Origin of the sequence: Mesorhizobium sp. M0136 (genome assembly GCF_040322515.1) — a bacterium.
Taxonomy (GTDB): Bacteria; Pseudomonadota; Alphaproteobacteria; order Rhizobiales; family Rhizobiaceae; genus Mesorhizobium.
In genome coordinates, this window is sequence record NZ_JAMYTP010000014.1 from 116,412 (window position 1) to 140,252 (window position 23,841).

General features: G+C 62.9%; 26 protein-coding genes and 2 pseudogenes. 12 read left to right on the plus strand and 16 right to left on the minus strand.

What is annotated here, in order from left to right; translation table 11 throughout:
- The first annotated feature begins 96 nt into the window (after positions 1 to 96).
- Together NKJ35_RS18410 and NKJ35_RS18415 are read left to right on the plus strand one after the other, a co-directional pair.
- Entirely contained in the window at positions 97 to 846 is a 750-nt protein-coding gene (locus NKJ35_RS18410) for a YebC/PmpR family DNA-binding transcriptional regulator (RefSeq protein ID WP_023678028.1), read from the plus strand.
- Positions 843 to 1,154, plus strand: coding sequence for an Rdx family protein (locus tag NKJ35_RS18415; RefSeq protein WP_352648996.1), 312 nt, complete (start codon positions 843 to 845; stop codon positions 1,152 to 1,154). The genes NKJ35_RS18410 and NKJ35_RS18415 overlap by 4 nt, the downstream gene beginning before the upstream one ends.
- A gap of 26 nt (positions 1,155 to 1,180) precedes the next feature.
- Here NKJ35_RS18415 and NKJ35_RS18420 read toward each other — a convergent pair whose 3' ends face one another.
- Positions 1,181 to 1,660 carry an anthrone oxygenase family protein gene (locus tag NKJ35_RS18420; RefSeq protein WP_352648998.1) on the minus strand — a complete coding sequence of 160 codons (480 nt, stop codon included), beginning with the start codon at positions 1,658 to 1,660 and terminating at the stop codon, positions 1,181 to 1,183.
- Position 1,661: 1 nt separating this feature from the next.
- Positions 1,662 to 1,838 (minus strand): annotated as a pseudogene (locus tag NKJ35_RS18425) (NmrA family transcriptional regulator); the annotation flags it as partial.
- Between the two features lie 232 nt (positions 1,839 to 2,070).
- Between NKJ35_RS18425 and NKJ35_RS18430 the strand changes: the two are divergent.
- The gene (locus NKJ35_RS18430; RefSeq protein WP_352649000.1) at positions 2,071 to 2,712 is read left to right on the plus strand and encodes a TetR/AcrR family transcriptional regulator; all 642 of its coding nucleotides are present in this window, start codon (positions 2,071 to 2,073) and stop codon (positions 2,710 to 2,712) included.
- A gap of 266 nt (positions 2,713 to 2,978) precedes the next feature.
- On the opposite strand, the gene rpmE is transcribed toward NKJ35_RS18430, so the two are convergent.
- The gene (gene rpmE / locus NKJ35_RS18435) at positions 2,979 to 3,200 is read right to left on the minus strand and encodes a 50S ribosomal protein L31 (RefSeq protein ID WP_006327661.1); all 222 of its coding nucleotides are present in this window, start codon (positions 3,198 to 3,200) and stop codon (positions 2,979 to 2,981) included.
- A 204-nt stretch (positions 3,201 to 3,404) separates the two neighbouring features.
- Between rpmE and NKJ35_RS18440 the strand changes: the two genes are divergently transcribed.
- Positions 3,405 to 5,207: an ABC transporter transmembrane domain-containing protein gene (locus tag NKJ35_RS18440; RefSeq protein WP_352649002.1), complete on the plus strand. Its 1,803-nt coding sequence runs from the start codon at positions 3,405 to 3,407 to the stop codon at positions 5,205 to 5,207.
- A gap of 25 nt (positions 5,208 to 5,232) precedes the next feature.
- Here NKJ35_RS18440 and NKJ35_RS18445 read toward each other — a convergent pair whose 3' ends face one another.
- Together NKJ35_RS18445 and NKJ35_RS18450 are read right to left on the minus strand one after the other, a co-directional pair.
- Positions 5,233 to 7,260: a DUF3857 domain-containing protein gene (locus NKJ35_RS18445; protein ID WP_352649004.1), complete on the minus strand. Its 2,028-nt coding sequence runs from the start codon at positions 7,258 to 7,260 to the stop codon at positions 5,233 to 5,235.
- A gap of 206 nt (positions 7,261 to 7,466) precedes the next feature.
- Positions 7,467 to 8,951, minus strand: a complete 1,485-nt coding sequence (locus NKJ35_RS18450) for a carboxypeptidase M32 (RefSeq protein WP_352649006.1) — start codon at positions 8,949 to 8,951, stop codon at positions 7,467 to 7,469.
- A gap of 102 nt (positions 8,952 to 9,053) precedes the next feature.
- Here NKJ35_RS18450 and NKJ35_RS18455 point away from each other — a divergent pair.
- Positions 9,054 to 9,185: pseudogene (locus tag NKJ35_RS18455) on the plus strand (DUF1304 family protein); the annotation flags it as partial.
- A 78-nt stretch (positions 9,186 to 9,263) separates the two neighbouring features.
- Here the strand turns inward: NKJ35_RS18455 and NKJ35_RS18460 are convergent.
- The 7 genes from NKJ35_RS18460 to NKJ35_RS18490 form a co-directional block, all read right to left on the minus strand.
- The gene (locus NKJ35_RS18460; protein ID WP_352649008.1) at positions 9,264 to 9,560 is read right to left on the minus strand and encodes a hypothetical protein; all 297 of its coding nucleotides are present in this window, start codon (positions 9,558 to 9,560) and stop codon (positions 9,264 to 9,266) included.
- Positions 9,561 to 9,925: 365 nt separating this feature from the next.
- The gene (locus NKJ35_RS18465; RefSeq protein ID WP_352649010.1) at positions 9,926 to 10,957 is read right to left on the minus strand and encodes a peptidoglycan -binding protein; all 1,032 of its coding nucleotides are present in this window, start codon (positions 10,955 to 10,957) and stop codon (positions 9,926 to 9,928) included.
- 1 nt (position 10,958) lies between these two features.
- A complete protein-coding gene (locus tag NKJ35_RS18470) occupies positions 10,959 to 11,984 on the minus strand; it encodes a MotA/TolQ/ExbB proton channel family protein (protein ID WP_352649012.1) in 1,026 nt (341 codons plus the stop codon).
- A 115-nt stretch (positions 11,985 to 12,099) separates the two neighbouring features.
- Complete coding sequence (trhA, locus tag NKJ35_RS18475; protein ID WP_352476086.1) at positions 12,100 to 12,807, minus strand: PAQR family membrane homeostasis protein TrhA; 708 nt, start codon at positions 12,805 to 12,807, stop codon at positions 12,100 to 12,102.
- 99 nt (positions 12,808 to 12,906) lie between these two features.
- A complete protein-coding gene (locus NKJ35_RS18480; protein ID WP_352649015.1) occupies positions 12,907 to 13,707 on the minus strand; it encodes an inositol monophosphatase family protein in 801 nt (266 codons plus the stop codon).
- Positions 13,708 to 13,732: 25 nt separating this feature from the next.
- Positions 13,733 to 14,299: an elongation factor P gene (gene efp, locus NKJ35_RS18485; protein WP_254816449.1), complete on the minus strand. Its 567-nt coding sequence runs from the start codon at positions 14,297 to 14,299 to the stop codon at positions 13,733 to 13,735.
- Positions 14,300 to 14,438: 139 nt separating this feature from the next.
- Positions 14,439 to 15,296, minus strand: coding sequence for a LysR family transcriptional regulator (locus tag NKJ35_RS18490; protein ID WP_352649018.1), 858 nt, complete (start codon positions 15,294 to 15,296; stop codon positions 14,439 to 14,441).
- 112 nt (positions 15,297 to 15,408) lie between these two features.
- On the opposite strand from NKJ35_RS18490, the gene NKJ35_RS18495 reads away from it, so the two are divergent.
- Positions 15,409 to 16,425 carry a zinc-dependent alcohol dehydrogenase family protein gene (locus NKJ35_RS18495; RefSeq protein ID WP_352649020.1) on the plus strand — a complete coding sequence of 339 codons (1,017 nt, stop codon included), beginning with the start codon at positions 15,409 to 15,411 and terminating at the stop codon, positions 16,423 to 16,425.
- Positions 16,426 to 16,468: 43 nt separating this feature from the next.
- On the opposite strand, the gene NKJ35_RS18500 is transcribed toward NKJ35_RS18495, so the two are convergent.
- The 3 genes from NKJ35_RS18500 to NKJ35_RS18510 form a co-directional block, all read right to left on the minus strand.
- Positions 16,469 to 17,500 (minus strand): tetratricopeptide repeat protein, encoded by a 1,032-nt coding sequence (locus tag NKJ35_RS18500; RefSeq protein WP_023678013.1) that lies wholly within the window; start codon positions 17,498 to 17,500, stop codon positions 16,469 to 16,471.
- Between the two features lies 1 nt (position 17,501).
- Complete coding sequence (locus tag NKJ35_RS18505) at positions 17,502 to 18,149, minus strand: thiamine phosphate synthase (protein ID WP_352649022.1); 648 nt, start codon at positions 18,147 to 18,149, stop codon at positions 17,502 to 17,504.
- A 105-nt stretch (positions 18,150 to 18,254) separates the two neighbouring features.
- Complete coding sequence (locus NKJ35_RS18510) at positions 18,255 to 19,139, minus strand: DMT family transporter (RefSeq protein WP_352649024.1); 885 nt, start codon at positions 19,137 to 19,139, stop codon at positions 18,255 to 18,257.
- 135 nt (positions 19,140 to 19,274) lie between these two features.
- On the opposite strand from NKJ35_RS18510, the gene NKJ35_RS18515 reads away from it, so the two are divergent.
- Both NKJ35_RS18515 and NKJ35_RS18520 read left to right on the plus strand, forming a co-directional pair.
- Complete coding sequence (locus NKJ35_RS18515; protein WP_023678010.1) at positions 19,275 to 19,724, plus strand: Lrp/AsnC family transcriptional regulator; 450 nt, start codon at positions 19,275 to 19,277, stop codon at positions 19,722 to 19,724.
- 95 nt (positions 19,725 to 19,819) lie between these two features.
- Positions 19,820 to 20,590, plus strand: coding sequence for a sulfite exporter TauE/SafE family protein (locus NKJ35_RS18520; protein WP_352450835.1), 771 nt, complete (start codon positions 19,820 to 19,822; stop codon positions 20,588 to 20,590).
- Positions 20,591 to 20,630: 40 nt separating this feature from the next.
- On the opposite strand, the gene NKJ35_RS18525 is transcribed toward NKJ35_RS18520, so the two are convergent.
- Positions 20,631 to 21,182, minus strand: a complete 552-nt coding sequence (locus NKJ35_RS18525) for a DUF2269 family protein (protein ID WP_352649026.1) — start codon at positions 21,180 to 21,182, stop codon at positions 20,631 to 20,633.
- A gap of 580 nt (positions 21,183 to 21,762) precedes the next feature.
- On the opposite strand from NKJ35_RS18525, the gene rcdA reads away from it, so the two are divergent.
- From rcdA to NKJ35_RS18545, 4 genes are all read left to right on the plus strand, one after another.
- Positions 21,763 to 22,290: a protease adaptor protein RcdA gene (rcdA, locus tag NKJ35_RS18530; protein ID WP_352649028.1), complete on the plus strand. Its 528-nt coding sequence runs from the start codon at positions 21,763 to 21,765 to the stop codon at positions 22,288 to 22,290.
- Between the two features lie 309 nt (positions 22,291 to 22,599).
- On the plus strand, positions 22,600 to 23,112 hold the full coding sequence (gene ruvC / locus NKJ35_RS18535) for a crossover junction endodeoxyribonuclease RuvC (protein ID WP_352649030.1): 513 nt from the start codon (positions 22,600 to 22,602) through the stop codon (positions 23,110 to 23,112).
- 55 nt (positions 23,113 to 23,167) lie between these two features.
- Positions 23,168 to 23,437 (plus strand): AbrB/MazE/SpoVT family DNA-binding domain-containing protein, encoded by a 270-nt coding sequence (locus NKJ35_RS18540; protein ID WP_352649032.1) that lies wholly within the window; start codon positions 23,168 to 23,170, stop codon positions 23,435 to 23,437.
- Positions 23,415 to 23,837: a type II toxin-antitoxin system VapC family toxin gene (locus NKJ35_RS18545; RefSeq protein WP_352649034.1), complete on the plus strand. Its 423-nt coding sequence runs from the start codon at positions 23,415 to 23,417 to the stop codon at positions 23,835 to 23,837. The genes NKJ35_RS18540 and NKJ35_RS18545 overlap by 23 nt, the downstream gene beginning before the upstream one ends.
- Positions 23,838 to 23,841: the final 4 nt, after the last annotated feature.

Sequence of the window (23,841 nt, forward strand, 5' to 3'; positions counted from 1 at the left end):
CAGGACGTTCTGAAGTTTTGAATTCGAGCATTTTGCAAGGCGCCGGGTGGTTCACCAGGCCGCAGATGCTCTAGCCGAGAAAACGACAGGGGTGCCATGGCTGGCCATTCACAGTTCAAGAACATCATGCATCGCAAGGGCCGCCAGGATGCGGTGCGATCGAAAATGTTTTCCAAGCTGGCGCGCGAAATCACCGTCGCCGCCAAGAGCGGCACGCCCGATCCATCGATGAACCCGCGCCTGCGCCTTGCGGTGCAGAACGCCAAGGCGGTGTCGATGCCGAAGGACAACATCCAGCGCGCCATCAACAAGGCGTCGATGGGCGACGCCGAGACCTACGAAGCCGTTCGCTACGAGGGTTACGGGCCAGGCGGCGTCGCGCTGATCGTCGAGGCGCTGACCGACAACCGCAACCGCTCGGCGTCAAATGTGCGCGCTGCCTTCACCAAAGCCGGCGGGGCGATGGGCGAGACCGGCTCGGTTTCGTTCATGTGGGACCGCGTCGGCGAGATCTACTATCCGGCATCGGCCGGCAGCGCCGAGAAGGTGATGGACGCAGCGATCGAGGCTGGCGCCGACGATGTCCAGTCGGACGAGGAAGGCCACACGATCTATTGCGCCTTCGAGAATCTCGGGGAAGTGTCGAAGGCGCTGGAAGGCGCACTCGGCGAGGCTGAATCGGTGAAGCCGATCTGGAAGCCGCAGACCAATATCGCGGTCGACGAGGAGCGGGCACAATCGCTGATGAAGCTGGTCGCGACGCTCGAAGACGACGACGACGTGCAGAGCGTCTACGCCAATTTCGAGGTCGACGAGGAGACCTTGGCGAAGCTCAGCGCGGCATGATCCAACACGCGCTGCCCACAATCCGCATCACCTATTGCACCCAGTGCCTGTGGCTGCTCAGGGCCGGCTGGATGGCGCAGGAGCTGCTGTCGACCTTTGGCACCGATCTGGGCGAAGTGACGCTGGTGCCCGGCACCGGCGGCATCTTCACCATTTCCTGCAATGACACGCTGGTCTGGGACCGCAAGCGGGACGGCGGTTTTCCCGACGCCGCAAAGCTCAAGCAACTGGTTCGCGACGTCATCGATCCGGATCGCGATCTGGGCCATGCCGACCGCAAGGGCGATAAGTCAAAAGACCCTGCCTGAAGGCCTTCTACACTTCCGTCCTGCATTCACCGCCATGCGAAGATGAAGCAGCCCAGCGCCACGATGGCGGTGGTGGTTCGGACATGGTTCCACATCACCCAGTCCCTGAGATAAGTGGCCCATACCGCGGCGCCGTTGGCGCTTGCCGGATCGACGGCGGCCAGGGCGTTGTTGAGCGGCACGTTGAACATCATCGTCACGATCGGGTTGCCGACGAGGTAGATCAGGGCGCCGGCGAGGAGCCAGAATGCACCCGGTTGGCTCCAGCCGATAAGAGCGCCGGCGGCAAGGACAAGACAGACCAGCCCGGTGCCGAAAAGCGCGGTCATGAATGCCGGCGTAATCACGGTAATGTTGATCGAATTCATGGCGGCGATGCCGCCTCCGGCAGGCAAGCGGGCGAGCGCCGGCATGATAAAGTTGGAGAAGGCGAAGAAAACGCCGCCGACAACGCCTGAGCCAATGGCAGCGACGAAAGTGAGGGTGGGAAGCAGTTTCATGATCATGTCAGTTGCTCCAGATGCCGGTCGAGGCGGTTTCGGTTGCGTAGGCGGAAAAGTCCTTTGGGGCGCGGCCGAGCACGCGCTCGATGCCGTCTGTCAGCGACTCGTTGCGGCCGTCGAGGACTTCGGTGAACAGTTCTTTGAGCAGCCACGCGAACTCGGCCGACAACTCATGGGTGGCGTGCCCGAGCGCGAGCCTATCCGTACCGGCAGGCCCCGCGCCGTCAACCGCTCGGCAAGGCGACGGCCGGTCTTGCCGGTGCCGCCGAGGATCAAAGTTGGCTTCGTTACAATAGGGTTCATGTCGATTTTCCTCAATTGAAATGTGAGTAATCCTCACATTTGCGAAACGTGATAAATCCTCGTATTTTGCGAGTCAAGCCAATTTGTTGATTGTTCGTCGGGAGACAGTGATGGAAGGCTCTGCCGTATCGGATTCACAGGACGGCCAGATCGCATCGCCGCGCCGGGCACCGAGCCAGCAGCGCAGCCGCGAGCGGGTCGAGCGGATGCTGGCCGCCGCCTCGGCGCTGATCGCCGAGCAAGGCAGCGACGCCATGCGCATGGGAGAGGTAGCCGAGAGGGCAGGCGTGTCGATCGGCTCGCTCTACCAGTTCTTCCCGGACAAGCGGGCGATCATCTGGGCGCTGGCCGAGCGCTACACCGCGGAAAGCCAGGCCTGCATTGCCACGGCACTGGCGGAGGTCAATGACGCCGAAGGCCTGTGCAAGGCGTTTTCGGAACTGGTGGATACCTACTACGGAATGTTCCTGGCGGAGCCGGTGATGCGCGATATCTGGTCGGGCACGCAGGCCGACAAGGCGTTGCGCGACCTCGAGCTCGCCGACAGCCGGGCCAACGCCGAATTCCTCACCGCAGTGCTGAAGCGGCTGCGGCCTGACGCCGATCCGGCGGCGCTGGACGCGACGGCGTTTCTCATCTGGCAGATGGGCGAAGCGGCCATGCGGCTGGCGATCTCGGTCGGGCGAGAAGAAGGCGACAGGCTGGTTGCCGCTTACAAGCGAATGGCGCTGCGCGAGCTGGTGGACGGGTAGGCCGCCGTGCTCGTAGGGACAGGCCGTTAGGTGGTGGCGATTCAACTGCGGAAGCGGGGCGCTGCCCCTCATCTGCTTGCCGGCACCTTCTCCCCGTTAGTGACGGGAGAGGGGAAACTCCAGCGCCGGCGACGCCACTTCCCGTTCTTCACGGGGAGAGGGTAAGGGTGAGGGGCAACACCAAACCTGAGATGATTGCCGCTGAGGCCCAATCAACAAAAAACCCGCCACGAAGGCGGGTTTCTCGATCAGCGAAACGCCAGTGCCTAGAGGCCGAAACCTTCGAAACGCTTCTTGAACTTCGACAGGCGGCCACCGCGGTCGAGCAGGGTCTGCTGGCCGCCGGTCCAGGCCGGATGAGTGGTCGGGTCGATATCGAGGTTCATCGTATCGCCTTCCTTGCCCCAGGTCGAACGGGTCATGTATTCGGTGCCGTCGGTCATGACGACCTTGATGGTGTGGTAGTCGGGATGAATGTCGGTCTTCATGGTTCTGTTCCTGGCTGCCGGATGCTGCCGACGGGCTGAAGCCTGCGTCGATGCGCCCCTTTTTAAAACTCGAAGCCGCAGCTATTGAGGAGCCACGGCTTCTAAAACGGTCGGCGAGCCTATACATCAGCCGGAATTGAATCACAAGGCCGCGGCAAGCGCATATTGATGGCGCAAACCTCAAAGGGCCAAAGGAAACGGGTCATGGCGAACATCAGCGGCGATGCAGACGAGCGCAGGCGCTCGCTGAGGCCGCTGCAGCGCCTGTTTCCCTATATCATGCATTACCGCAAAATGGTCATCGGCGCGATCGTCTCGCTGGCCGTGGCGGCGGCGACGACGCTGGCGCTGCCGCTGGCCGTGCGGCGGATGATAGATCACGGCTTTTCCGCTTCCGATTCCAGCTTCATTGCCGAATATTTCGCGATGCTGGTGGTGATGGCCGCCGTGCTGGCGGCGGCGTCTGCCAGCCGCTACTATTTCGTCATCACGCTCGGCGAGCGCGTCGTTGCCGATATCCGCCGCGATGTCTTTGCCCATGTCACCACGTTGTCTCCATCCTTCTTCGATACCGCCCAGTCGGGCGAGATCGTCTCGCGGCTCGCCGCCGACACGACGCAGGTCAAATCGGCCGTCGGTGCTACCGCCTCGGTGGCTTTGCGCAACGTCATTCTTGGCCTCGGCGCCGTGGCGATGATGGTCTTCACCAGCCCAAAACTGTCCGGCCTGGTCATCGCGGCCATTCCGCTAATCGTGCTGCCGCTGGTCGCCTTCGGCCGCTCGGTGCGGCGCAAGTCACGGCTGGCGCAGGATACACTGGCCAATGCCACCGCCTATGCCAGCGAGCAGATCGGCGCGGTGCGCACCCTGCAGGCCTTCACCAACGAGAAGCTTGTAACCGGGTATTTTTCATCCGCCGTGGAAGCAGCGTTCGAAGCGGCGCGGGCCTCGATCTTTGCCCGCTCCTTTCTCACCTTCTTCGCCATCTTCATGATCTTTTCGTCGGTCGTGGCGGTGCTGTGGTTCGGTTCGCGCGACGTGCTCGACGGGACGCTGTCGCCGGGCACGCTTGGCCAGTTCCTGCTCTATTCGGTGTTCGCCGCCGGCGCGCTCGGCGCCTTGTCGGAAGTCTGGGGCGAACTGTCCCAGGCAGCGGGCGCCGCCGAACGGCTGACCGAGATACTGGCCGAGAAACCCGCGATCCAGGCGCCCGCCGATCCGAAGCCGCTGTCGGCAAAGGCGAGAGGCGCGGTCAGCTTCGACGATGTCTCCTTCTCCTATCCGGCCCGGCCCGACCGCGCCGCCGTCCATGGCCTGAGCTTTCAGGTCAAGCCCGGTGAGACGGTGGCGATCGTCGGGCCATCCGGTGCCGGCAAGAGCACGGTGTTTTCGCTGCTTCTGCGCTTCTACGATCCGGAGGCCGGCAGGATCGTCATCGACGGGATCGATCTGCGCGAGGCCGATCCGGCCGCGATCCGCGCGCGCATCGCCATCGTGCCGCAGGACGTCACCATTTTTGCGGCGAGCGCACGCGACAATATCGGCTTTGGCCGGCCTGGCGCCAGCCAGGCCGAGATCGAGGCGGCGGCGAGGGACGCGCTTGCCGACGAGTTCATCCTGAAGCTCGAAAAAGGCTATGACAGCCAGGTCGGCGAGCGCGGCGTGACGCTGTCGGGCGGCCAGCGCCAGCGCGTGGCGATCGCCCGCGCCATTCTGCGCGATGCGCCGATCCTTCTGCTCGACGAGGCGACCTCGGCACTCGATGCCGAAAGCGAGACGCTGGTGCAGACGGCGCTGGACCGGCTGATGCAGGGCCGCACCACGATCGTCATCGCCCATCGGCTGGCAACGGTGCTGAAGGCCGATCGCATCCTGGTCATGGACGGCGGCCGCATCGTCGAGGAAGGCACGCATCAGAGCCTGGTCGCCAAGGGCGGCATCTATGCGCGGCTGGCCAAGCTGCAGTTCGATACCGGGGCGAATGCTTTCAGGGGCGCGGCCGAGTAGGTCTGCCCGCGACGGCCGGGATTCTTCAGCTACCGAAAGCTCGGCGTTTGCCGCGTCGATAGGCGATGAACAGGGGAACGCCGACAAGCAACGACAACAAAAGCATGCTGGCGACGGTCTGTCGCTGCTCCTTTGCCGGATCGCTGAGCTGCACATCGGCGGGCGGCTCTTCATAGGTAAAATCGTACTGCCAGCGAATTTGGTCTGCGACGTCATCGACGGTTTTCAGATAGTCGGCAATGGCCTTGGCTGGCACTTCACTTGCCAGCGTCTGAAAGTTCCATTCAACTTGAAATTCGGTGGGCGTGTTGGACCAGGACGCCTTGAGAGACAGATAGGGCGTCACAACGTTTTTCATCGATTCGCCGGAAAACCTCGCCTTGAGGTTGCGCACGGTCACCTTGTGGCGGCGGTAGAACTGGGAGCCGAGGGAGACGGGCCCGGTCCGGTCGACGATTGTCGGGGTTGGAAGAGAGTTGTTGCCGAGATCGGCCGCGCGGATCGGGAAATTCTTTGCCAAATCGTTGGCCGCCAGCGCCTCCGCCGGCAAGCGATAACTTTCCTTCACGCTCACTATGTTGCCGTCGCGGCGATCCACGATTTCCGGCTTGGCCATGGTTTGGATGCCCGGATATTGCTTGTTGTAGTATTTCAGGTAGGCGTCCGACACCTCGCCCAGCGACCGGCTGGCGAAATTGCCGCGCATCCAATCGGCATCGCCGTCCTCATATGTCGAGAAGACCGTCAGTACCAGAGGATCGCCCGGTTTGCGCGGAAAGTCGAATTCCTCGGCGATCTGGATCGATGGGCTGGTGAGCACAGGGCTCGGCATCTTCTCCAACCCGCCGGTGCTGGAAAGCGGCAGCGCGAAGCCGTAGTCCGGCTGTGCGAGATTGTGCGCCCTGCCGCCCTGAAGATAGTTCGTGGCGTCCAGCCAATATGTCTTTGTTCCGATCCTTGCCTTGACTATGGCATGGTCGAAATCGCGGAGCGCCGGCAGATGCTGGTCCAGGGCCCGTCCCTCGTCGAGATCGGCCAAGGCGACCTCGGCAGCAATGCCAAGCCGCACAAGCGACGAGACCAGCAGCAGGGCCTTGTCCTTGCAGTCACCGAACCCGCTCAAGATGACCGTCGCGGGATCACGCGGAACGTAGGAACCGGCACCCATCGACAGGCTTACATAGCGGATCTGGTCCTGCACCAACCGCATTGCCTCGACCATTCGGTCCTCCGGCACCGGATGCCGCAGAGCGATGTCGTCGAGCTTTGCGGCAAAAGCCGGGGGGAAAACGGTCGCTGGCTTGTAATAGGGCGCAACGGCATCGACCACACTTTGCCAATTCGCGGTAGACGCGACATCGATGGAGCCCCAGCCTGGATAGGTCACGGGCAGGTTATCCTCGACATTGACCGGTTTCGGGTTTGGAATTTCCCATAGATAAGTGGTGTCCGGCCCAGTCGGGGAGATCGAGGGCTTAAGTCGGGTTCCCCTTGTCTTGATCTGGAGCGGCTGGCCCGAAGGCCAAATGATGCTGGTGCGGAGAAGCGCTACCGGCTCTTCCCATTCGGTGGAGAAATTCTTGAAGAAAAGGTCCTTGCCGACCAGCGGTGTTACTTCGTAGGTCGACCCGTAATCGACGATGTCGCCGGCACGCACGTCATCGATGTTGACATGTGCAGTCAGCCAGCCGTCGAAGACGCCTTTCTCGGCGTCTCTTTCCCTGCGGAAGATGTCGAATTCGACGCCTTCCAGCCGGTCCAGAACGGCGCCATCGCGGATGATGTGAAGATGGTTAAGCGTGACCTTGTGCCGGGACGGATCGAACTGCAGATCGATACTCGCGCCACGATCCAGGCCGGGACGGTCGACGATCTTATAGACGGTGCGCGAGTACTCGACATAGCCGCCGGCGCGATGCTTGATCTGGTCGTCCGAGAGCAGCCATGAAACGCCATTCTTGATTTGATCCGATCGGGCGGGATCGGCAGCCGGAATTTCAAGCTGCTCTACCCAGCTTTCTGCCGGACCGTTGAAAACCATGTCGTCGGACATGGCCGGAGAACTCAGACCGACCAATAAGATGAAAATTACCAAGCAGGGCCAGAAAGACTTCATCCTATGAAAACTGTAACAGGCAGACATCTACGCTCGCCCAACTTGGAAGAACTCCTTTTTCAGAGGCTTTCCCACCAAAGTAAAGGCCAGTTTCGCGGATTTCTGCGGTCACCGCGGCAAGAGCCGGGAATAGACGGAACGGCTCACTTCCCGTACCGCTTCTTCAGGTGATCGGTAAAATGCACGGCATTGAGCTTTTCGCCGGTGGCGCGTTCGAGCAGTTCCGGCGTCGACCAGCGCGAGCCTTGCGACCAGATCCTTTTGCGGCGCCAGTCGTTGATCGCGGCGAAATCGCCCTTGGCGAGGTCTTCGTCGGCTGAAGGATGATCTCTGGTCAACGCCGCCCATTGCTGCGCCGCCATCATGGCGCCGAGCGTGTAGGAGGGGAAATAGCCGAAGGCGGCACCCGGCCAGTGAACATCCTGCATCGGACCATCAGCCGGATTGTCGGATGTCGACAGCCCGAGATAATCGCGCATCTTGGCATCCCAGGCCTCGGGCAGGTCGGCTGCTTCCAGCCGTCCCAAGACAAGCTCCTGCTCCAGCTCGTAGCGCAGGATGACGTGCAGCGGATAGGTGACCTCGTCGGCATCGACACGGATCAGGCCGCGCTCGACCCGGTGCACATGCGGCAGGATGTCGTCGATCGTCCAGCTCTCACCAAGGTGTCTTTCGACCACCGGCAGCGCCCAGCGCCAGAATTCTGGATTGCGGCCGATCTGCTTTTCGACGAACAGGCTCTGGCTTTCATGCACCGCCATGCCGCGCGCTTTGCCGAGCGGCCAGTGCGCCCACGCCTTCGGCAGGTTCTGCTCGTACAGCGCATGGCCGGTCTCGTGCAGCACGCCCATCAGCGCCGACAGGAAATCCGAGGTCTTGTAGCGCGTGGTGATGCGCACGTCGCTCGGCACGCCGCCGCAGAACGGATGGTGCGAAACCGACAGCGAGCCGTGGGTGAGGTCGAAGCCGACTGCCGCCATCATGGCGAGGCCGAGCTCGCGCTGCTTGTCCAAGGGGTAGCTGCCGGAAAGTGGCTTCAGCGGATGTTTCGCCAGCCGCTCTTCCTGCACGGCCAGTGCCTCCGGTACGAAGCCTTTCAGGAAGGCCTTCAACTCGGCAAACACAGGCGTGATGTCGGCGGTGCGATTGCCCGGGTCATATTGCTCCATCAGCGCGTCATAAGGCTCGAGCCCGAGCACCTCGGCGCGAAGTGCCGCCTCCTCGCGGACCAGCGCCACGACGCCTTCCAGCGCCGGCAGGAAGCCGGCCCAGTCGTTCTTGGCGCGCAGATCGCGCCAGAGCTGCTCGGAGCGCATGCGCGCAGTCGTCTGGCGCTCGACGAACTCGACCGGCAGGCAGGTCAGGTTGGTGTATTGCCGGCGGAATTCCCTGACCGCGGCTTGCTGCTCTTCGTTCAGCGCTTCCTGCTCGGCCGCCGCGATCCAATCGGCAATCTCCGGTGCAGTCGCCCGGGCATGGTGCATGCCGGCAAGCGCCGACATTGCCTCCGCGCGCTTCTCGCCGCCGCCGACCGCCATGTGGGTCGCTTCATCGGCGCCGAGGATGGCGAGGGCATGTTCCAGTGCTTCGAGCTTGTGGCCGAGGTCGTCGAGTTTTTGAAAGGACATTGTGGGTTCCGCTGATTTGACGGCGAGAAAAGATATCAATGCAAAACTGTTGGCAACCCCGAAAGCCGCCCGCGACCGACGCATTGAATGCCGGCCGCAACGGCCGGTTTCCAGTTCAAAGCCTTCGTCCTGGTCTGCGTCGCCGTCGCCGGCCTTTACGGCGCGGCAACGGCGGGCCGTAAAATCCTGTTCATCCGAACAGTGCCAGCAGTGCTTGCGCTGGCGTTGGGCTAGCGCATGATCCCTGAACCGAAAGCTGGAGAAGGATCATGCGCAAATCAATTGCCACAGCGCCGGGCACTGCGGCCGATTTCAGCCGCCTGGATAGATTGGGCCATAGCCGTTCGGATAATATCCGCCATCGGCGCCGTTGCCGATGAGGAAGGCACTGCCGGTATCAGCGCGCAGCTTTTGGCTGACATCGTCGAGCTGCGCCAGCAACTGCTGATATTGCGTGCGAGGCATCGTTCCATCGCGTGCGGCCCTCTCGGCGGCCCGGTCGAGTTGAGCGAGCTGCGTGCGCAAGTCACGCGCCTCGCCCGGCTCGAGCTTGTTCGCCTGGATGGCGCCCTGGATACCTGTCTCCACGCTCTGGATCTGATTGATCAAGGCCGTCTCACGTGGGCCGGCGTAAGCGCCGGCAAACGGAACGAGGAGAAGTGTGGCGAGCGTAGCAGTCCTAAAATTCCTGGGAGCGAAGAAGCGCATAGTTGCGTCTTCTTTACTGGGGAAGGCGGTGGTTGGGAAGGGGCCCTGCCTTCCGGCCGCGGGCCGTCAGCTTCCGTCGCGTCGCGATGAGCGGTTCCACCGCCGGCGGTTCTCGGCCCATGACCAAGGCTAAAAGGCCACGGCGGCAAAATGTAATTAAAAAAAGGTAATTTTTTCAGCTCTTGCCGCTGCCGCACCAGTGCACTAAATGCCGCCGACTTGAGCCGGCTCGCCCTGGCGCATGATATAAGCCAAAGGCTTGCAGATCACCGCTCGGTCAGCTTCAACTCGATACGGCGGTTCTTGTTGCGCGCCTCTTCGGTATCGGCGGGGTCGAGCGGCTGGAATTCGCCGAAGCCGGCCGCGACCAGCCGGTTGGCCGGCACGCCGTTCTCGATCAGGAACTTGACCACCGATGTCGAGCGCGCCGTCGACAATTCCCAATTGTCGCGGTAGCGGCCGGTGCCGGAGAGCGGCTTGTTGTCGGTGTGGCCATCGACGCGCAGCACCCAGTTGATCTCCGGCGGGATTTCCTTTTGCAATTCGATGATGGCATCGGCAAGCTTCTTCATCTCGACCTTGCCGGCGTCGTTGATCACTTCGGAGCCGGTCGGGAAAAGCACTTCCGACTGGAAGACGAAGCGGTCGCCGACGATACGGATGTTCTCGCGGTCGGCGAGAATTTCACGCAAGCGGCCGAAGAAATCGGACCGGTAGCGGTTCAGCTCCTGCACGCGTTGCGCCAGTGCGACGTTGAGGCGGCGGCCGAGATCGGCGATCTTGGTGTTGGATTCGCGGTCGCGCGTTTCGGACACGTCGAGCGCTTGTTCGAGCGCTGCGATCTGCTTGCGCAGCGCCGAAATCTGCTGGTTGAGGATCTCGACCTGGCTCAGCGCCTGCTGGCTGATCTGGCGCTGGCTGTCGAGTTCGCCGGAAAGGGCCGTTGCGCGCTGGTTGGCGGCATCGCCGGCACCGGCGCCTTGCGCCAGCAATTGCTCGAGCCGGTTTTTTTCGGCCTCCGATGCGGATAGCGATGCCTGCAAATTGGCAAGGGTGTCTTCCTTGTCCTGTGTCGTCGAGCGCTCGAGCGCCAGAAGCTGGGTCAACTCATTGATCTGCGAGTTGAGGCGGTTGAGCACCGTGTCCTTGCCGGAGATCTCGCGGCCGAGCAGGAACTGCGCCAAAACGAAAACCGTGAGCAGGAACATGATCGCCAACAGCAGCGTCGACAGCGCATCGACGAAGCCCGGCCAGTAATCGATGCGGCGGTCGGAGCGCCGGCCTCGCGCTAACGCCACGTCAATGCACTCCGGGCTTCTTCAAGGCGTCGGCGATCTTCTCCAGGGTGTTGCGCATCGCCTTCTGCTCGTCGGACTGGGCCTCGACCCAGTCGCGCATGATCTGCTGTTCCGAGCGCATGTTCTTGACCAGGCCGGAAATGCCGTCGGCGAGATTGGCCATGGCAGTGGCCACGCGCGGATTGGAGCCGCCGCCATTTTCCTGCAGAGTGCGCAGCTTTTCCGATAACAGCCGGATTTCCTCGGAGGGCTCGGTCCTCGCCGCGTCGGCAACGACGATGTCGGAGGACAGGTCGGTGACCGAGGACAGCCAGTTTTCGAGTTCGGTATAGAAGCGCGTCTGGGCGCGGCCGGCCTGCAGGTCGAGGAAGCCGAGCACCAGCGAGCCGGAGAGGCCAAACAGCGAGGACGAGAAGGCGGTGCCCATGCCGGCCAACGGCGCGGAAAGCCCCTGCTTCAGGGATTCGAGCACGGCGGCGGCATCGCCGGTGCCGGGATCGAGCGACTCGATGGTTTCGCGGATCGAGCCAATCGTGTTGAGCAGGCCCCAGAAGGTGCCGAGCAGGCCGAGGAACACCAGCAGTCCGACAAGGTAGCGCGACGTGTCGCGGCTTTCGTCGAGGCGGGTGGCGATCGAATCCAGCATGGTGCGCATCGAACTGGTCGAGAAGGCAATCGTCGAGGAGCGGCCGATCATCGCCTTCATCGGCGCCAGCAGCACCGGTTCGGTTGTCTCGGAACCGGCGCGGAACGAGTTGACCCAGTGCACCTCGCGGAACAGCCGGCCGACCTGAACGAAGGCCAGCAGGATGCCGACCGCAAGCACGCCGATGATCAGGCCGTTGAGACCGGGATTGGTGACGAAGGCGGTCGAGATCTGGCGCGTCAGGATGGCGGCGATAAAGGCCACGATGAACAGAAAGATCACCATGGTCAGCAGAAACACCTGCGGGCTCGACAATTTGTGCGGATCGTAGATCAGAACGTCGGAGCGCCTGCCCATGCCGAAGGATCTGAGAAGAGTCATCCGTGCCCCGTTTCCGATGCCGTCGCCGCCGATCAATTTGTGTTTGCGACTCTAAACGGAATTGTGACGAAATTGAATGGCGCTTGGCAATATTGCCACTGTCCGCGACCGGAGGTCAAAGCCGGTTGATGACCAGGCAGTCGACCATGGCGGCCAGATGCAGGCCGGCGCCGGTGACGACAAAGCCATGCCACAGCGCATTGTGGAAGCGCAGGCCCTTCCAGGCGAAGAAGATCACGCCGCAGGAGTAGACGATGCCGCCGGCAACGATGAGCGCGATCGATGTCGCCGGCAGCGTCCGCACGAGCGGCTCCACCAGAACGAGACCGCTCCAGCCGATGGCTAGATAGAAGACGATCGCCAGCCGGTCGAAACGGCCGGGAAGAAAGACCTTGATAGCGATGCCGACCGCCGCGGCGGTCCAGACCAGGACGATCATCGAAACGGCCAGCGGCGAGCCGCCGAGCTGGGCCAGGAAAGGCGTGTAGGTGGCAGCGATCAGCAGGTAGATCGCGGCATGGTCGAAGCGCCGCAATATCCATTTTGCCGGCGACGACACCGGCCAGACATTGTAGGCCAGCGAAATCGACAGCACGGTGAGCAGCGAGACCACATAGAATGCGGCGGCGACATATTCGCCGGGGCCGGTTCGATAGGCGGCCAGTGCCAGCAGCGTCGAGCCGGCAGCGATCGCCAGCACGATGCCCACGGCGTGGACAATACCGTCGGCGATGATCTCGGCGCGCGAGTAATGCCAGCGCCCCATGAAGGGAATGTCGAGCTGGGAGAATTCGCTCTCGGATTTGGGCCGGCTGTTCGTCATCGATGATCCTGCGTCGCCTTATCTGGGCGGCCGCGGGCGAGCATTTCAAGCTTTGGTTGCGGTTTTGCGACTGTGGCGCTTCAGCGCGGCGCGCCTCTATCAGCTGGCTGAGAGTGGCCTTTTTATGGTCTTCAACAACGCGCGCTGGATGAGTTCGTTGCCGGCAACCAGCGAACCGGCGTTCAGCACGTCCTGTCCCCCGGCGAAATCGGAGACGAAACCGCCCGCCTCGCGGATCAGCAAGATGCCGGCGGCGACATCCCAGGCCGACAGGCCGGTTTCCCAGAACCCGTCCATGCGGCCGGCGGCGACGTAGGCGAGATCGAGCGAGGCGGAGCCGAGACGGCGGACGCCAGAAACCTCGGCCATGACATTGCGGAGCTCGATGAGGAAATTGCCGTGCTGGCCACGCCCGAGATGCGGCATGCCGCAGCCGATCACCGCATCGACCAGCTTGGTACGGCCGGCGACGCGCAGCCGGCGGTCGTTCATGAAAGCGCCGCCACCGCGCTCGGCGGTATAGAGTTCATCCATAGCCGGATTGTAGACGACGCCGGCGACGATCTGGCCCTGGCGCTCCAGCGCGATCGAAACGGCAAAGAGCGGAATACCGTGCAGGAAATTGGTGGTGCCGTCGAGCGGGTCGACGATCCAGCGGTGCTGGCCGTCGTCGCCCTCGACCACGCCGCGTTCCTCCATCAGGAAGGCGTAGCCGGGCCGCGCCTTCGACAGTTCGGCAAAGACGATGTCTTCGGCCTTGCGGTCGGCCTGGCTGACATAGTCGCCTGGCCCCTTCATCGAGACCTGCAGGTTCTGCACTTCGCCGAAGTCACGCGAGAGCGAGCGGCCGGCCTTCATTGCGGCCTGGACCATGACATTGAGGATCGCGGAACGCGCCATTGTGTTTCTTCCTGCTGTCCGCGCTTTAGTCGGCGCGGCGCACGTAAGTGATTTCGTTGGTATCGACGATGATGCGCTCGCCCGAGCCGATGAACGGCGGCACCAGCACGCGGATGCCGTTTTCGAGTATCGCCGGCTTGTAGGACGAGGCTGCCGTCTGGCCCTTCACCACCGGGTCGGCCTCGGTGATGGTCAACGTGACATAGTCGGGCAGCGAAATGCCGATCGGCCTTTCGTCATAGAGCTGGACCGTCACCATCATGCCGTCCTGCAGGAAGGCGGCGCGATCGCCGACGAACTCCTTTTGCAGTTCGAGCTGCTCATAGCTTTCGGTGTCCATGAACACCAGCGCGTCGCCCTGCTCGTAGAGGAAAGAAAAATCCTTCAGATCGAGCCGGATCTGCTCGACCGTTTCGGCCGAACGGAAGCGCTCGTTGAGCTTGGTGCCGTTGATCAGGTTCTTGAGCTCGACCTGGTTGTAGGCGCCGCCCTTGCCGGGCTTGACGGTGTTGGTCCTGACCGCCACCCAAAGGCCGCCATCATGCTCGATGACGTTGCCGGGACGGATTTCGTTGCCATTGATCTTGGCCATGGTGAGGTGATCCGGAAATGAGATGATCGCCGCAAAGGGCAATTTGGCGCCTCCAAGACCACAAATCGCCAGCAGAGGCAAGGAGCGCCTTTCAGGTGAAGCGGGAACGAAGCTGGCCCGGCAGCGCGGCGCGGCAGCCTCAGTCCGTCCCGACGGTTGCGGTGACCGCCTCGGTCACCGCGTCGGCAACCTTTCTCAAAAGATGCAGGTGCGGCGAACGCAGGACGACAATTCGCAGCGACAGCTCGAGGCCGGGAGCGTCGACTAGGGTAATACCCTGCGGCAGCTTTTCCCGCAGCAGCCGCTTGGGCAGCAGGCCAAGGCCTTGGCCTTGACGAACCCAGTCGATCTGCAGCGCGCTGTCCTGAATCTCGGCGCCGACGATCAACCTGTGGCCGCCCTCGGCAAGGGCAGCCGCCAGCCGCCGGCGCGCGTCGCAAGGTTCAGGGCTGAGGACCCAGGGCATGGTCTTGAAGTCAACTTGCCGGCCGGTGTTTTCGGCAGCGATGATGCCGAGGGGCTCGGTTCCGACAACACCGTCGCCGGCTTTGGAATTGCTGCCGTCCAGGATGAAGGCGAGGTCGAGCTGTCCGCGCTTGTGCTGGTCGGCCAGCTCAAGACTCCAGCCGCTCTTCAGCCGCAGCGAGACCTTCGGAAACCGCGCCACGGCATCAGCAATAGCGGCGGCCACAGCTTTGTCGCAAAGTCCATGCGCGAGGCCGAGCCGCAGCAGGCCCTCCGGCTCGTCGCCCTTGGCGAATGATCTCAGCGCGTCGACCGCGGCGAGAATGTCCTTGCCGCGTGCCAGCACTTCTACTCCGGCCGGGGTCAGTCGCGACGGTTTCAGCCGGCGGTCGAGCAATTCCGTGCCGAGCATTTCCTCCAGCCGCTGGATCTGGCGGGTGACGGCCGGCTGCGTCAATGGCAGGCGTCGAGCCACCTTCTGAATCGAACCCTCCTCGGCAAAGAGGGCCAGTGTTTTCAGTTCTTCAAGCACGATACACCCGAACATGTCATAGAAGCATAATTATTCTGAACATTATGAATTTGAAATCGGATGGATGGCAAGCGATTTTCCTCCGGCAGGACCCAGCTGGAAAGGAACGACGATGAAAGCGATCGAATTGCGGAGCCCGGGCGGCCTCGAGAACCTCAAAATGGTCGAGCGGCCGATGCCTGAACCAGGGCGCCAGGAGATGATTGTGAAGGTCAAGGCCACGGCGCTGAACTACCGCGATGCCGAGATCGTCCGCGGCAGCTATCACACGAAGTTTGCATTGCCGCTGGTGCCGCTGTCGGACGGCGTCGGCGAAGTCGTTGCCATCGGCGCCGAGGTCAGCCGGTTCAAGATCGGCGACCGGGTCTGCGGCACGTTCTGGCAACGCTGGGTCGGGGGCAGTTTCGCGATGGCTGAGCCCTCCTATCAACGCGGCGGCCCAATCGACGGGCTGCTCAGCGAATTTGCCCGGCTCGACGAACAGGAGGCGGTGCTGGCGCCGGCCAATCTGAGCGACCTCGAAGCAGCGACGCTGCCATGCGCCGGCGTGACGGCATGGCAAGCGCTGTTTACGGAGGGCAGCGTCAAACCCGGCGACACCGTGCTTTGCCTCGGCACCGGCGGCGTTTCGCTATTTGCGGTGCAGTTCGCCGCCGCTGCCGGGGCGCGCGTCATCGTGACGTCGAGCAGCGACGAGAAGCTTGCGCGGGCAAAGCAACTTGGCGCGCAGGATGGCGTGAACTATCGCAGCATCCCCGACTGGGCATCGGCCGTGCTGGGATTGACCGATGGCCGCGGCGCCGACCATATCATCGAGGTTGGCGGACCGCAGAGTTTTGCACAATCCCTGAGGGCAGCGGCGCGCGGCGCCCAGATCAACGTCATCGGCTATCTCGGCGGCAGTGACGGCGCCATCAACCCGCTCGACATCTTCCGCCGGCAGGTCAGGGCGCGAGGCATACCGGTGGGCTCACGCGAATCCTTCGAGGCGATGAACCGCGCCATTGTCGTCAACCGGTTGAGACCGGTGATCGACCGGGTTGTGCCGTGGAGCCAGGCCGCCGAAGCCTTTCGGTACCTTGAACACGGCTCGCCCTTCGGCAAGGTCGTGCTCGATCATACGCAGTGAGCCCGCCTGACGAGCCCGGGTGCGATGAGTCGCGAGATCGCGATCAGGGCAGGCGGTTGGCCCGTTGCAGCGCCTGTTGTGTCTGCTCGTCGGTCAGGCCCTGCAGGAAATCGTCCATTTCTTGGTCGATGAGCCCGGCGCGGCGGGCGACAACATACCAGGCGCCGGCTAGGATCAGATCCGGATCGGTGCCGATGCCGTTCATGTAGAGCTTGGCGAGACGGTTCTGGGCGGCGACATTGCCGCCTTCTGCGGCCTGCTTCATCCAGTTGAAGCCGGATTTCAGGTCGCGGGCGCCGCCGCGCCCCTCGATCATCCAGGTGGCGAGATCGATCTGTGCGGTGTCATAGTTCTGCCGCGCGGCCTGTGCCAGCAGGCCGCGGGCGCGGACATCGTCGCGCGGCTTGCCGCCGGCGCCGTTGGCGTAGACCTGCGCCATCGCATATTGTGCGTCGGCAAGCCCGGTCGCGGCAGCGCGCTCGTAATAGGATACGGCTTTGGCAATACCGGCATCGCCGGGCTCCTGCTCGACCATCAGCTGCGCAAAATTGAACTGCGCCAGGCGGTTGCCGGCCTCGGCGGCGGCCTGCATCAGCGCATAGGCTTCCTTCTCGTCCTTTTTGACGTAGCGGCCGTCGAGCAGCATCAGCGCATACTGGAATTGCGATTCCGGCACGCCCTGCTCGGCGGCAAGCGCATACCACTTCGCCGCCCCTGCCGCGTCGACCGGCACGCCGAGGCCGCGCGACAGTATCTCGGCCACCAGCGTCTGTGCCGCCGGATCGCCGTTTTGAGCACGGGAAAGCGCAAGATTGTAGGCCGTCTTGTAGAGCCCGCGCTGAAAGGCGCCGTAGGCGGCGTCGGACGGCTTTGCGCCGAAGCGGTCGGGGTTGATGGTATCGGCCGACGGCAACGGGGCGGTGGTGGCGGGCTGCGGCAATTGTGCGGCGATCGGCTTATCGGCAGGTTCGCTGGAATCCGGCCTGGGCTGCGGCAGCGGAACGGGTTCCGCCGCTATCGCCTGCGTCACGGCCGTTGCAAGAAAGGCGCTGAAAAGAATTTTCCGCGAGAGCACGTCAGTCCTCGAAGCGCGGCGCGGTTTCGTCGAGCAGCGCGTTGGCGGCGGCAACCGCCGTCTTCGGATCGACGCCGTCGGCGAAGACGGCGCTGGACAGCGCAACGAATTCGGCGCCGGTGGCGGCGACCGCTTCCACCGAGGCAAGATCGGATCCGGCCATGACGATGCAAGGGATCTGGATCACGTCCGCCCACCATTGCCCCAGCGACAGGTTGCGCGGGTGTGGCTCCGGCTTGTTGTCGTAACCGAAGCGGCCGAAGAAGATGTAATCAGGCCTGACCTCGCCGAGTTCCAGCGCATCGTCGCGGGTCTTGGCGCCGCCGGTGCCGACCATCATCCTGGCCTGGAAATGTTCGATCGTTTCGGCGAGCTCGTCCTTGCCGACCTCGACATGAATGCCGTCGGCCTGGACGCGGCCGGCGATGCGGGTGTCGCCGGCAATGATGACGGCAATGCCGGCCGCTTGCGCCACCGGCACGATCTGCTCGGCAAAGGCCTGGAAGGCGGCCTCGTCCATACCGTTTTCCGGCAGGATAAGCGAGGCGACGTCACCGCCGGCGAAGGCCGCGGCGATGCGCTCGGCGGGCACGTTCGGCGGCGCGATCAGCACGATACGGCAGCGGTTGGGCGGCGTTGCGTCATTCATTGGTGTTCGGTCCCGGTTATCGCCTATGCCGGGCGAAGATGGTTGCATTGCGGCATAGAGCAAAGTGCGGGAGTTGAACAGGCGGCAGGGGGTCGCTTGCGAGCTCTAGGCTGGCACTTTCGATTTCCACAGCGACCAGCCGAGGTTCATGCCGGCGGCGGCGACCAGGATGGCGGCGGCGCCGACGATCTGCGCCGGCTGCAGACGATGGCCGAAAGCGACCACGTCGACGAGGATGGCGACGACGGGATAGATGAAGGACAGCGATCCCTGCAGATGCGTCGGCAGCTTCTGGATGGCGCCGTACATGAGGATGTACATCAGGCCGGTATGGACGATGCCGAGTGTCGCCAGCATGACCCAACTCCGCGCATCGGCGGGAAGGTGGGTGAGATCGGCGAAGGGTGCCAGCATGAGAACGCCGACGCAGACCTGGATCAGGGCGATCAGGTGCGGCGGCGTGCCTTTGAGCTTCTTGGTGACGATAGCCGCAACGGCCCAGAAGAAAGCCGCGGCCAGCGCCATCGCAATGCCGGTAAAGTAGTCCGTGCCATGATTGCCTGCATCGGGCGCGGCCTGCACGATCAGCAGCATGCCGGCAAAGGCGATGCCGAGCCAGGTCAGCTTGGTCACCGTCAGCCGTTCGGAGAAGAAGAGCGCGCCAAAACCGACCAGCATGAAGGGCTGCGTGTTGTAGACAGCCGTGGCGATCGAGATCGACGCGCGGGAAAACGCGCTGAACAGCAACAGCCAGTTGATAACGATGGCAGCACCGCCCAGCGCTGCGATCGTCACGATGCGAAGTGACAGCCTGCCGCGCAACAGTCCCAGCGCTGCGCAGATGATCAGCAGCGTTACCGCCCCGAAAGCACAGCGCCAGAACACCACGTCCATGATGGGCTGGCCGGAAAGGACGACGAACCAGCCGATCGTGCCGAGGATCGCCATCGCCGCCGTCATTTCGATCGTGCCGCGTACCGTGTTGTCCATGGATGCTCCCGAAACTTTGTTTGAGATTTCATAATCCCACAGCGGATCTGGTCTTTCCATGACTTGTAGCCGGTGATATGCACGACGAACCTCATTAAATTAGGTAAAAATCGGCTTTTTTCTTGGAATTGTAAAATGCTGGACGAGCTCGATAGAAAGCTCCTCGATATCCTGGTCAAGGATTCACGGACCTCGCTGAAGGAACTGGCGCTGCAGGTCGGGTTGTCGTCACCAAGCGTTTCGGAGCGGCTTCGGCGGCTAGAGGATCGCGGCGTCATCCGCGCGTTCACCATCGACATCGATCCGCAGGCGCTCGGCTACGCCTTGCAGGCGATCGTCCGCATCCGGCCATTGCCGGGCAAGCTGCACATCGTCCAGAAGCTGATCGAGGAAATCCCGGAATTCGGCGAATGCGACAAGGTGACGGGCGATGACTGCTTCGTTGCCCGGCTGTTCGTCCGCTCGATCGGTGAGCTCGACGGGATTCTCGACCGCATCGCCGACAAGGCCGAAACCAGCACCGCCATCATCAAGGCGCAGCCGATCCGGAGACGCCCGCCGCCGCTCGACATGCCAAACATGTGACGGGTTTCGGTGCCGTGGTCCACATATTTGCGGTCGCGGTCCGATCATTTCTGGTCTATTCCAGAGATCACTTTCCCTCCAGCCTCCTTTCCCTCATGTCAGGCCTGCTCGTCGATCCCTGGTTCTATGCCGCGGCCATTCCGGCCGTTATCCTCGTCGGCCTGTCGAAAGGCGGCTTCGGCGGCGCCGTCGGTTTTGTCGGCGTGCCGTTGATGGCGCTGACCATGCCGCCGGTTCAGGCTGCTGCAATTCTTCTGCCAATTCTGTGTCTGATGGACATTGTCTCGGTGTGGACATGGTGGGGCATCTTCGACCGCAAGATGCTGGCCGACATGATGCCGGGCGCCGTGATCGGCATCGCCCTCGGCTGGCTGACGGCGGCACTTGTAACCGAAGAGATGGTGCGGCTGATCGTCGGCGCGGTTGCCTTGATCTTCGTGCTGCGCTGGCTCTATTTGCAACTCCGCCACGGTGCCGGCCACGCAGCGGAGCCCAACCGCGTCGCCGCCGGCTTCTGGGGTACCGTTGCCGGGTTCACCAGCTTCGTCGCCCATGTCGGCGGCCCGCCTTTTCAGGTCTATGCGCTGCCGATCAGGCTCGATCCGAAGGTGCTGTCGGGCACCGCGGCGATCTTCTTCGCCGTCACCAATGCGCTGAAGCTCATCCCCTATTTCGCGCTCGGCCAGTTCGACACCACCAATTTGACCGCGTCGGCGGTGCTGATGCCGCTGGCGCCGCTGTCGACAATCGCCGGCGCCTGGCTGGTGCGGCGGATGCGGCCGGAGCTGTTCTATCCCTTCACCTATGCGACCGTGGCGGTCGTCGCGGTCAAGCTTCTGTGGGACGGCATCGCCGGCCTTCTGTAAGACGGCGGCCCCAGTCGGCCGCCGCCGGATTCCTTAAACCTCAGGCGGCACTCGGCAGCAGCGGCCGCGTCCTGCCAAGCGCCAGGGCAACGCCGGTTGCCAGCACGAACGCCATGCAGCCCAGAATGGTGATGTCGTGCAGCGTCGGCTTCAGCACCATGTCTGCGATGATCACCAGCATCACCGAATAGTCGAAGCGCGCGGCATTGAGGACGCGCTGGCCCTGGGCAAGCACTGCCGGCGTCACGCCATCCTTGGCGATCATGCCTGCCATGCGGTCGGCAGTCGGCTTGAAGACGAACATGCCGATGCAGAAGGTCGTCGCATAACCGGCAAGGCCGATCAGCACCCACAGATCGGAAAAGCCGACCCAGAAGCCGCACATGATGAGGCCGAAGAGCAATGTCAGCATCGACATCGGCGCGAAGAACCGGTTACCGAGCTCGCCGGTGGCGCGCATCGCCTGCAGCATGCCTTCGACTTTTCCGGCACGGTCGGCGCGTACCGCAAGCAGCATCAGCGTGAAGCCGCCGCCGACCCAGAGGATCGCCGAGACGATGTGCAGAAATTTAACGACCGAGTACCAGTCCATTGTTCGCTCCTTGAGAGATTTTCATGATTGCCGGAGCGCAAGGTTTGCTCCGCCTCGTTGCGAGGAGCGCGGCGTTTAGCGCGTCGCCTGTTTCGGAACGATGTCGCGCGCAGTGCCGCTTTGTTTCGGTATGTCGGCCACAATCTGGAGGAACCATGGCGCAAGCGCGTCGCCCCCGCTTCCAGCCAGTGGTGTGAACGCCGCCCTGGCCGGTCAGCTGTGCTGTTACGGCACAGATGCCGGGCCCTTGATCGAAAAATATGCGCTGCGTTAAGGCTTCGTTAAGCTTTACAGGCGTTTACTATGTCCATCCAGTGATCTGGATTCTTACCGAGTGGTTGGAGCCACTTTGTTTGACGCCTCCCTGTTAAACTCCTGAGAGCCGCCTTATCCGCGGCTCTTTTTTTGTTCGCAGGAATGGACGTCTAGCGGCTAAATGCGGCCGTTAACCGTTTGTTAAACATGTGCTTGCCTTCGCCGGCAGCGAAGCGCATTTTCAAGCTTCAGTCGTTTAGGCTGCCGGATGTGGCAGACCAAGAGCCGAATCGGCCGGCTTTGAGGCAAGTGCAGGGGCGTAGCAATGAACGAGCCTTCGAAGGCTGGCGCGAAAACCATCAAACTGGCGGAGCGCCGGGTTTTCTCCCAATCCTTCAAGCCGCTCTATCAGGAAGGCATGGGCCTGGTCGAGCAGGCGGCCGAGTATCTCGACGGCAAGGGCCGCGCCGAGGCCAAGAAGCTGTCAAGGCCGGCGGCGACGCTTTATGCGGCCGAATCGATGCGGCTGACCACCAGGCTGATGCAGGTCGCCTCGTGGCTGCTTTTGCAGCGGGCGGCGAATTCCGGCGAGATGACCCGCGATCAGGTGGCCTCAGAAAAATCCAAGGTGCGTCTCGACACCGCCTCGGCGCATGAGGAGGCGCCCGGCTGGGCCGAACTGCCGAACGATTTCACCGACCTCGTCAACCGCTCGCTGCGCCTGCAGGCGCTGGTGCGCCGCATGGACGAGGAGATCTATGGCAGCCTCGCCGAGGTGCCGCCGTCGAGCCGTCGCGTCAATCCGGTGTCCGACCAGATCACGCTGCTCAACACGGCTTTCGCCCGCGGCTGAGAGACCGTTTGGAAACTCTACTCCAGCGGCCATCTGGCGGCGTCTTCTCCGCTTACCTGCAGCGCCGCGCGTCCTTTTGGACACGCAAAGGACGCTGCAGCACTTTAATTGCGGATGATCCCTCGGGATCACGCGTGGGCTCACGGACCCAAAATGTCCGCTGCGCTCCGGTTCTCGAAACCACCACGATATGACTCGCCGGGCGACTTTCGAAAACGGTTTCAGAGGCTCTCTGGACATGACGAGCCCTCGTTTCTGGTTTGTTCACATTTCGCTGGCATCGCTGTTCCCCGAAGGTAGACTTGACGGATGGGGGAAGCGATTCGCATCATCGGCATCGATCCAGGGCTGAGGCGCACCGGCTGGGGCATAGTCGAAAGCCTCGGCAATTCGCTGCGCTTCGTCGCTTCCGGCACGGTGCGGTCCGACGAGAAGGCCGCCCTGGCGATGCGTCTTTGCCAATTGCATGACGGGCTCGCCGAGGTCCTGCATGCCGCGATGCCGCACGAGGCGGCGGTCGAGCAGACTTTCGTCAACAAGGACGCCGCAGCGACGCTCAAACTCGGCCAGGCACGCGGCATCGCCATGCTGGTGCCGGCGCGTGCCGGCCTTGTCGTTGCCGAATACGCGCCAAACGCCGTCAAGAAGGCGGTGATCGGAGTCGGCCATGGCGACAAAAAGCAGATCCACATGATGGTCAAGGTGCTGATGCCGAAGGCGACTTTCGACAGCGACGACGCCGCCGATGCGCTGGCCATCGCCATCTGTCACGCACACCACCGGCAGAGCGTTGCCTACAGGCTGGCGGCGCTGGCCGGATAAGTTGTTCTTGACTTGTTCTCCGGTCAGCAATAAGTAATACCGGCGAGGTATTACCATGCGCGTTACCACCAAGGGTCAAGTGACCATCCCGAAGGAGATTCGGGATCATCTGGGTATCGGCCCAGGTTCGGAGGTGGAGTTCGTTCCCACCGAGGACGGCGCTCGGGTGATTGCGGTCACCGAAAACATGTCGGAGGAGGAAGCCTCGCGCAGATTCAGCCAGATGCTCGGCCGTATGGCCGGTACGCTGGATCTGGGTGGCATGACGACGGACGAATATATGGAATGGCTGAGGGGCCCGCGTGAAGACCTCGACATTGATTGACACAAATGTCTTGGTCGACGTTTGGGGTCCTGCCGGACGGGAGAGGAAGTGGTCGGCGTCGGCAATTACCGCATGCCGGCGCGACGGTGCGCTTGTCATCAACACAATCGTCTGGTCCGAGCTCGCGCCGCTGATTGCAACGGAGCAGGCCCTTCGCCAAGCAGCCGACATGCTCAAGATCGAGCGTGAATTCCTGCCGTGGGAAGCAGCCTTCCTCGCCGGTGTCACGCACTCGCGCTATCGCCGCGCCGGCGGCATTCGCGAACGAACCTTGCCGGATTTCTTTATCGGCGCCCATGCAGTCGTCGCCGGGCATCGCCTGCTGACGCGCGATGCTGCGCGCTATCGCAGCTACTTCCCGGACCTCGACATCATCTCTCCGGAAACCCACCCGGCATGATCGG

Coding starts and splice junctions, on each gene's coding strand:
- NKJ35_RS18410 (WP_023678028.1), top strand. CDS start 97: ATGGCTGGCCATTCACAGTTCAAGAACATCATGCATCGCAAGGGCCGC.
- NKJ35_RS18415 (WP_352648996.1), top strand. CDS start 843: ATGATCCAACACGCGCTGCCCACAATCCGCATCACCTATTGCACCCAG.
- NKJ35_RS18420 (WP_352648998.1), bottom strand. CDS start 1,660: ATGATCATGAAACTGCTTCCCACCCTCACTTTCGTCGCTGCCATTGGC.
- NKJ35_RS18430 (WP_352649000.1), top strand. CDS start 2,071: ATGGAAGGCTCTGCCGTATCGGATTCACAGGACGGCCAGATCGCATCG.
- rpmE (WP_006327661.1), bottom strand. CDS start 3,200: ATGAAGACCGACATTCATCCCGACTACCACACCATCAAGGTCGTCATG.
- NKJ35_RS18440 (WP_352649002.1), top strand. CDS start 3,405: ATGGCGAACATCAGCGGCGATGCAGACGAGCGCAGGCGCTCGCTGAGG.
- NKJ35_RS18445 (WP_352649004.1), bottom strand. CDS start 7,260: ATGTCCGACGACATGGTTTTCAACGGTCCGGCAGAAAGCTGGGTAGAG.
- NKJ35_RS18450 (WP_352649006.1), bottom strand. CDS start 8,951: ATGTCCTTTCAAAAACTCGACGACCTCGGCCACAAGCTCGAAGCACTG.
- NKJ35_RS18470 (WP_352649012.1), bottom strand. CDS start 11,984: ATGACTCTTCTCAGATCCTTCGGCATGGGCAGGCGCTCCGACGTTCTG.
- trhA (WP_352476086.1), bottom strand. CDS start 12,807: ATGACGAACAGCCGGCCCAAATCCGAGAGCGAATTCTCCCAGCTCGAC.
- NKJ35_RS18480 (WP_352649015.1), bottom strand. CDS start 13,707: ATGGCGCGTTCCGCGATCCTCAATGTCATGGTCCAGGCCGCAATGAAG.
- efp (WP_254816449.1), bottom strand. CDS start 14,299: ATGGCCAAGATCAATGGCAACGAAATCCGTCCCGGCAACGTCATCGAG.
- NKJ35_RS18495 (WP_352649020.1), top strand. CDS start 15,409: ATGAAAGCGATCGAATTGCGGAGCCCGGGCGGCCTCGAGAACCTCAAA.
- NKJ35_RS18505 (WP_352649022.1), bottom strand. CDS start 18,149: ATGAATGACGCAACGCCGCCCAACCGCTGCCGTATCGTGCTGATCGCG.
- NKJ35_RS18510 (WP_352649024.1), bottom strand. CDS start 19,139: ATGGACAACACGGTACGCGGCACGATCGAAATGACGGCGGCGATGGCG.
- NKJ35_RS18515 (WP_023678010.1), top strand. CDS start 19,275: ATGCTGGACGAGCTCGATAGAAAGCTCCTCGATATCCTGGTCAAGGAT.
- NKJ35_RS18520 (WP_352450835.1), top strand. CDS start 19,820: ATGTCAGGCCTGCTCGTCGATCCCTGGTTCTATGCCGCGGCCATTCCG.
- NKJ35_RS18525 (WP_352649026.1), bottom strand. CDS start 21,182: ATGGACTGGTACTCGGTCGTTAAATTTCTGCACATCGTCTCGGCGATC.
- rcdA (WP_352649028.1), top strand. CDS start 21,763: ATGAACGAGCCTTCGAAGGCTGGCGCGAAAACCATCAAACTGGCGGAG.
- ruvC (WP_352649030.1), top strand. CDS start 22,600: ATGGGGGAAGCGATTCGCATCATCGGCATCGATCCAGGGCTGAGGCGC.
- NKJ35_RS18540 (WP_352649032.1), top strand. CDS start 23,168: ATGCGCGTTACCACCAAGGGTCAAGTGACCATCCCGAAGGAGATTCGG.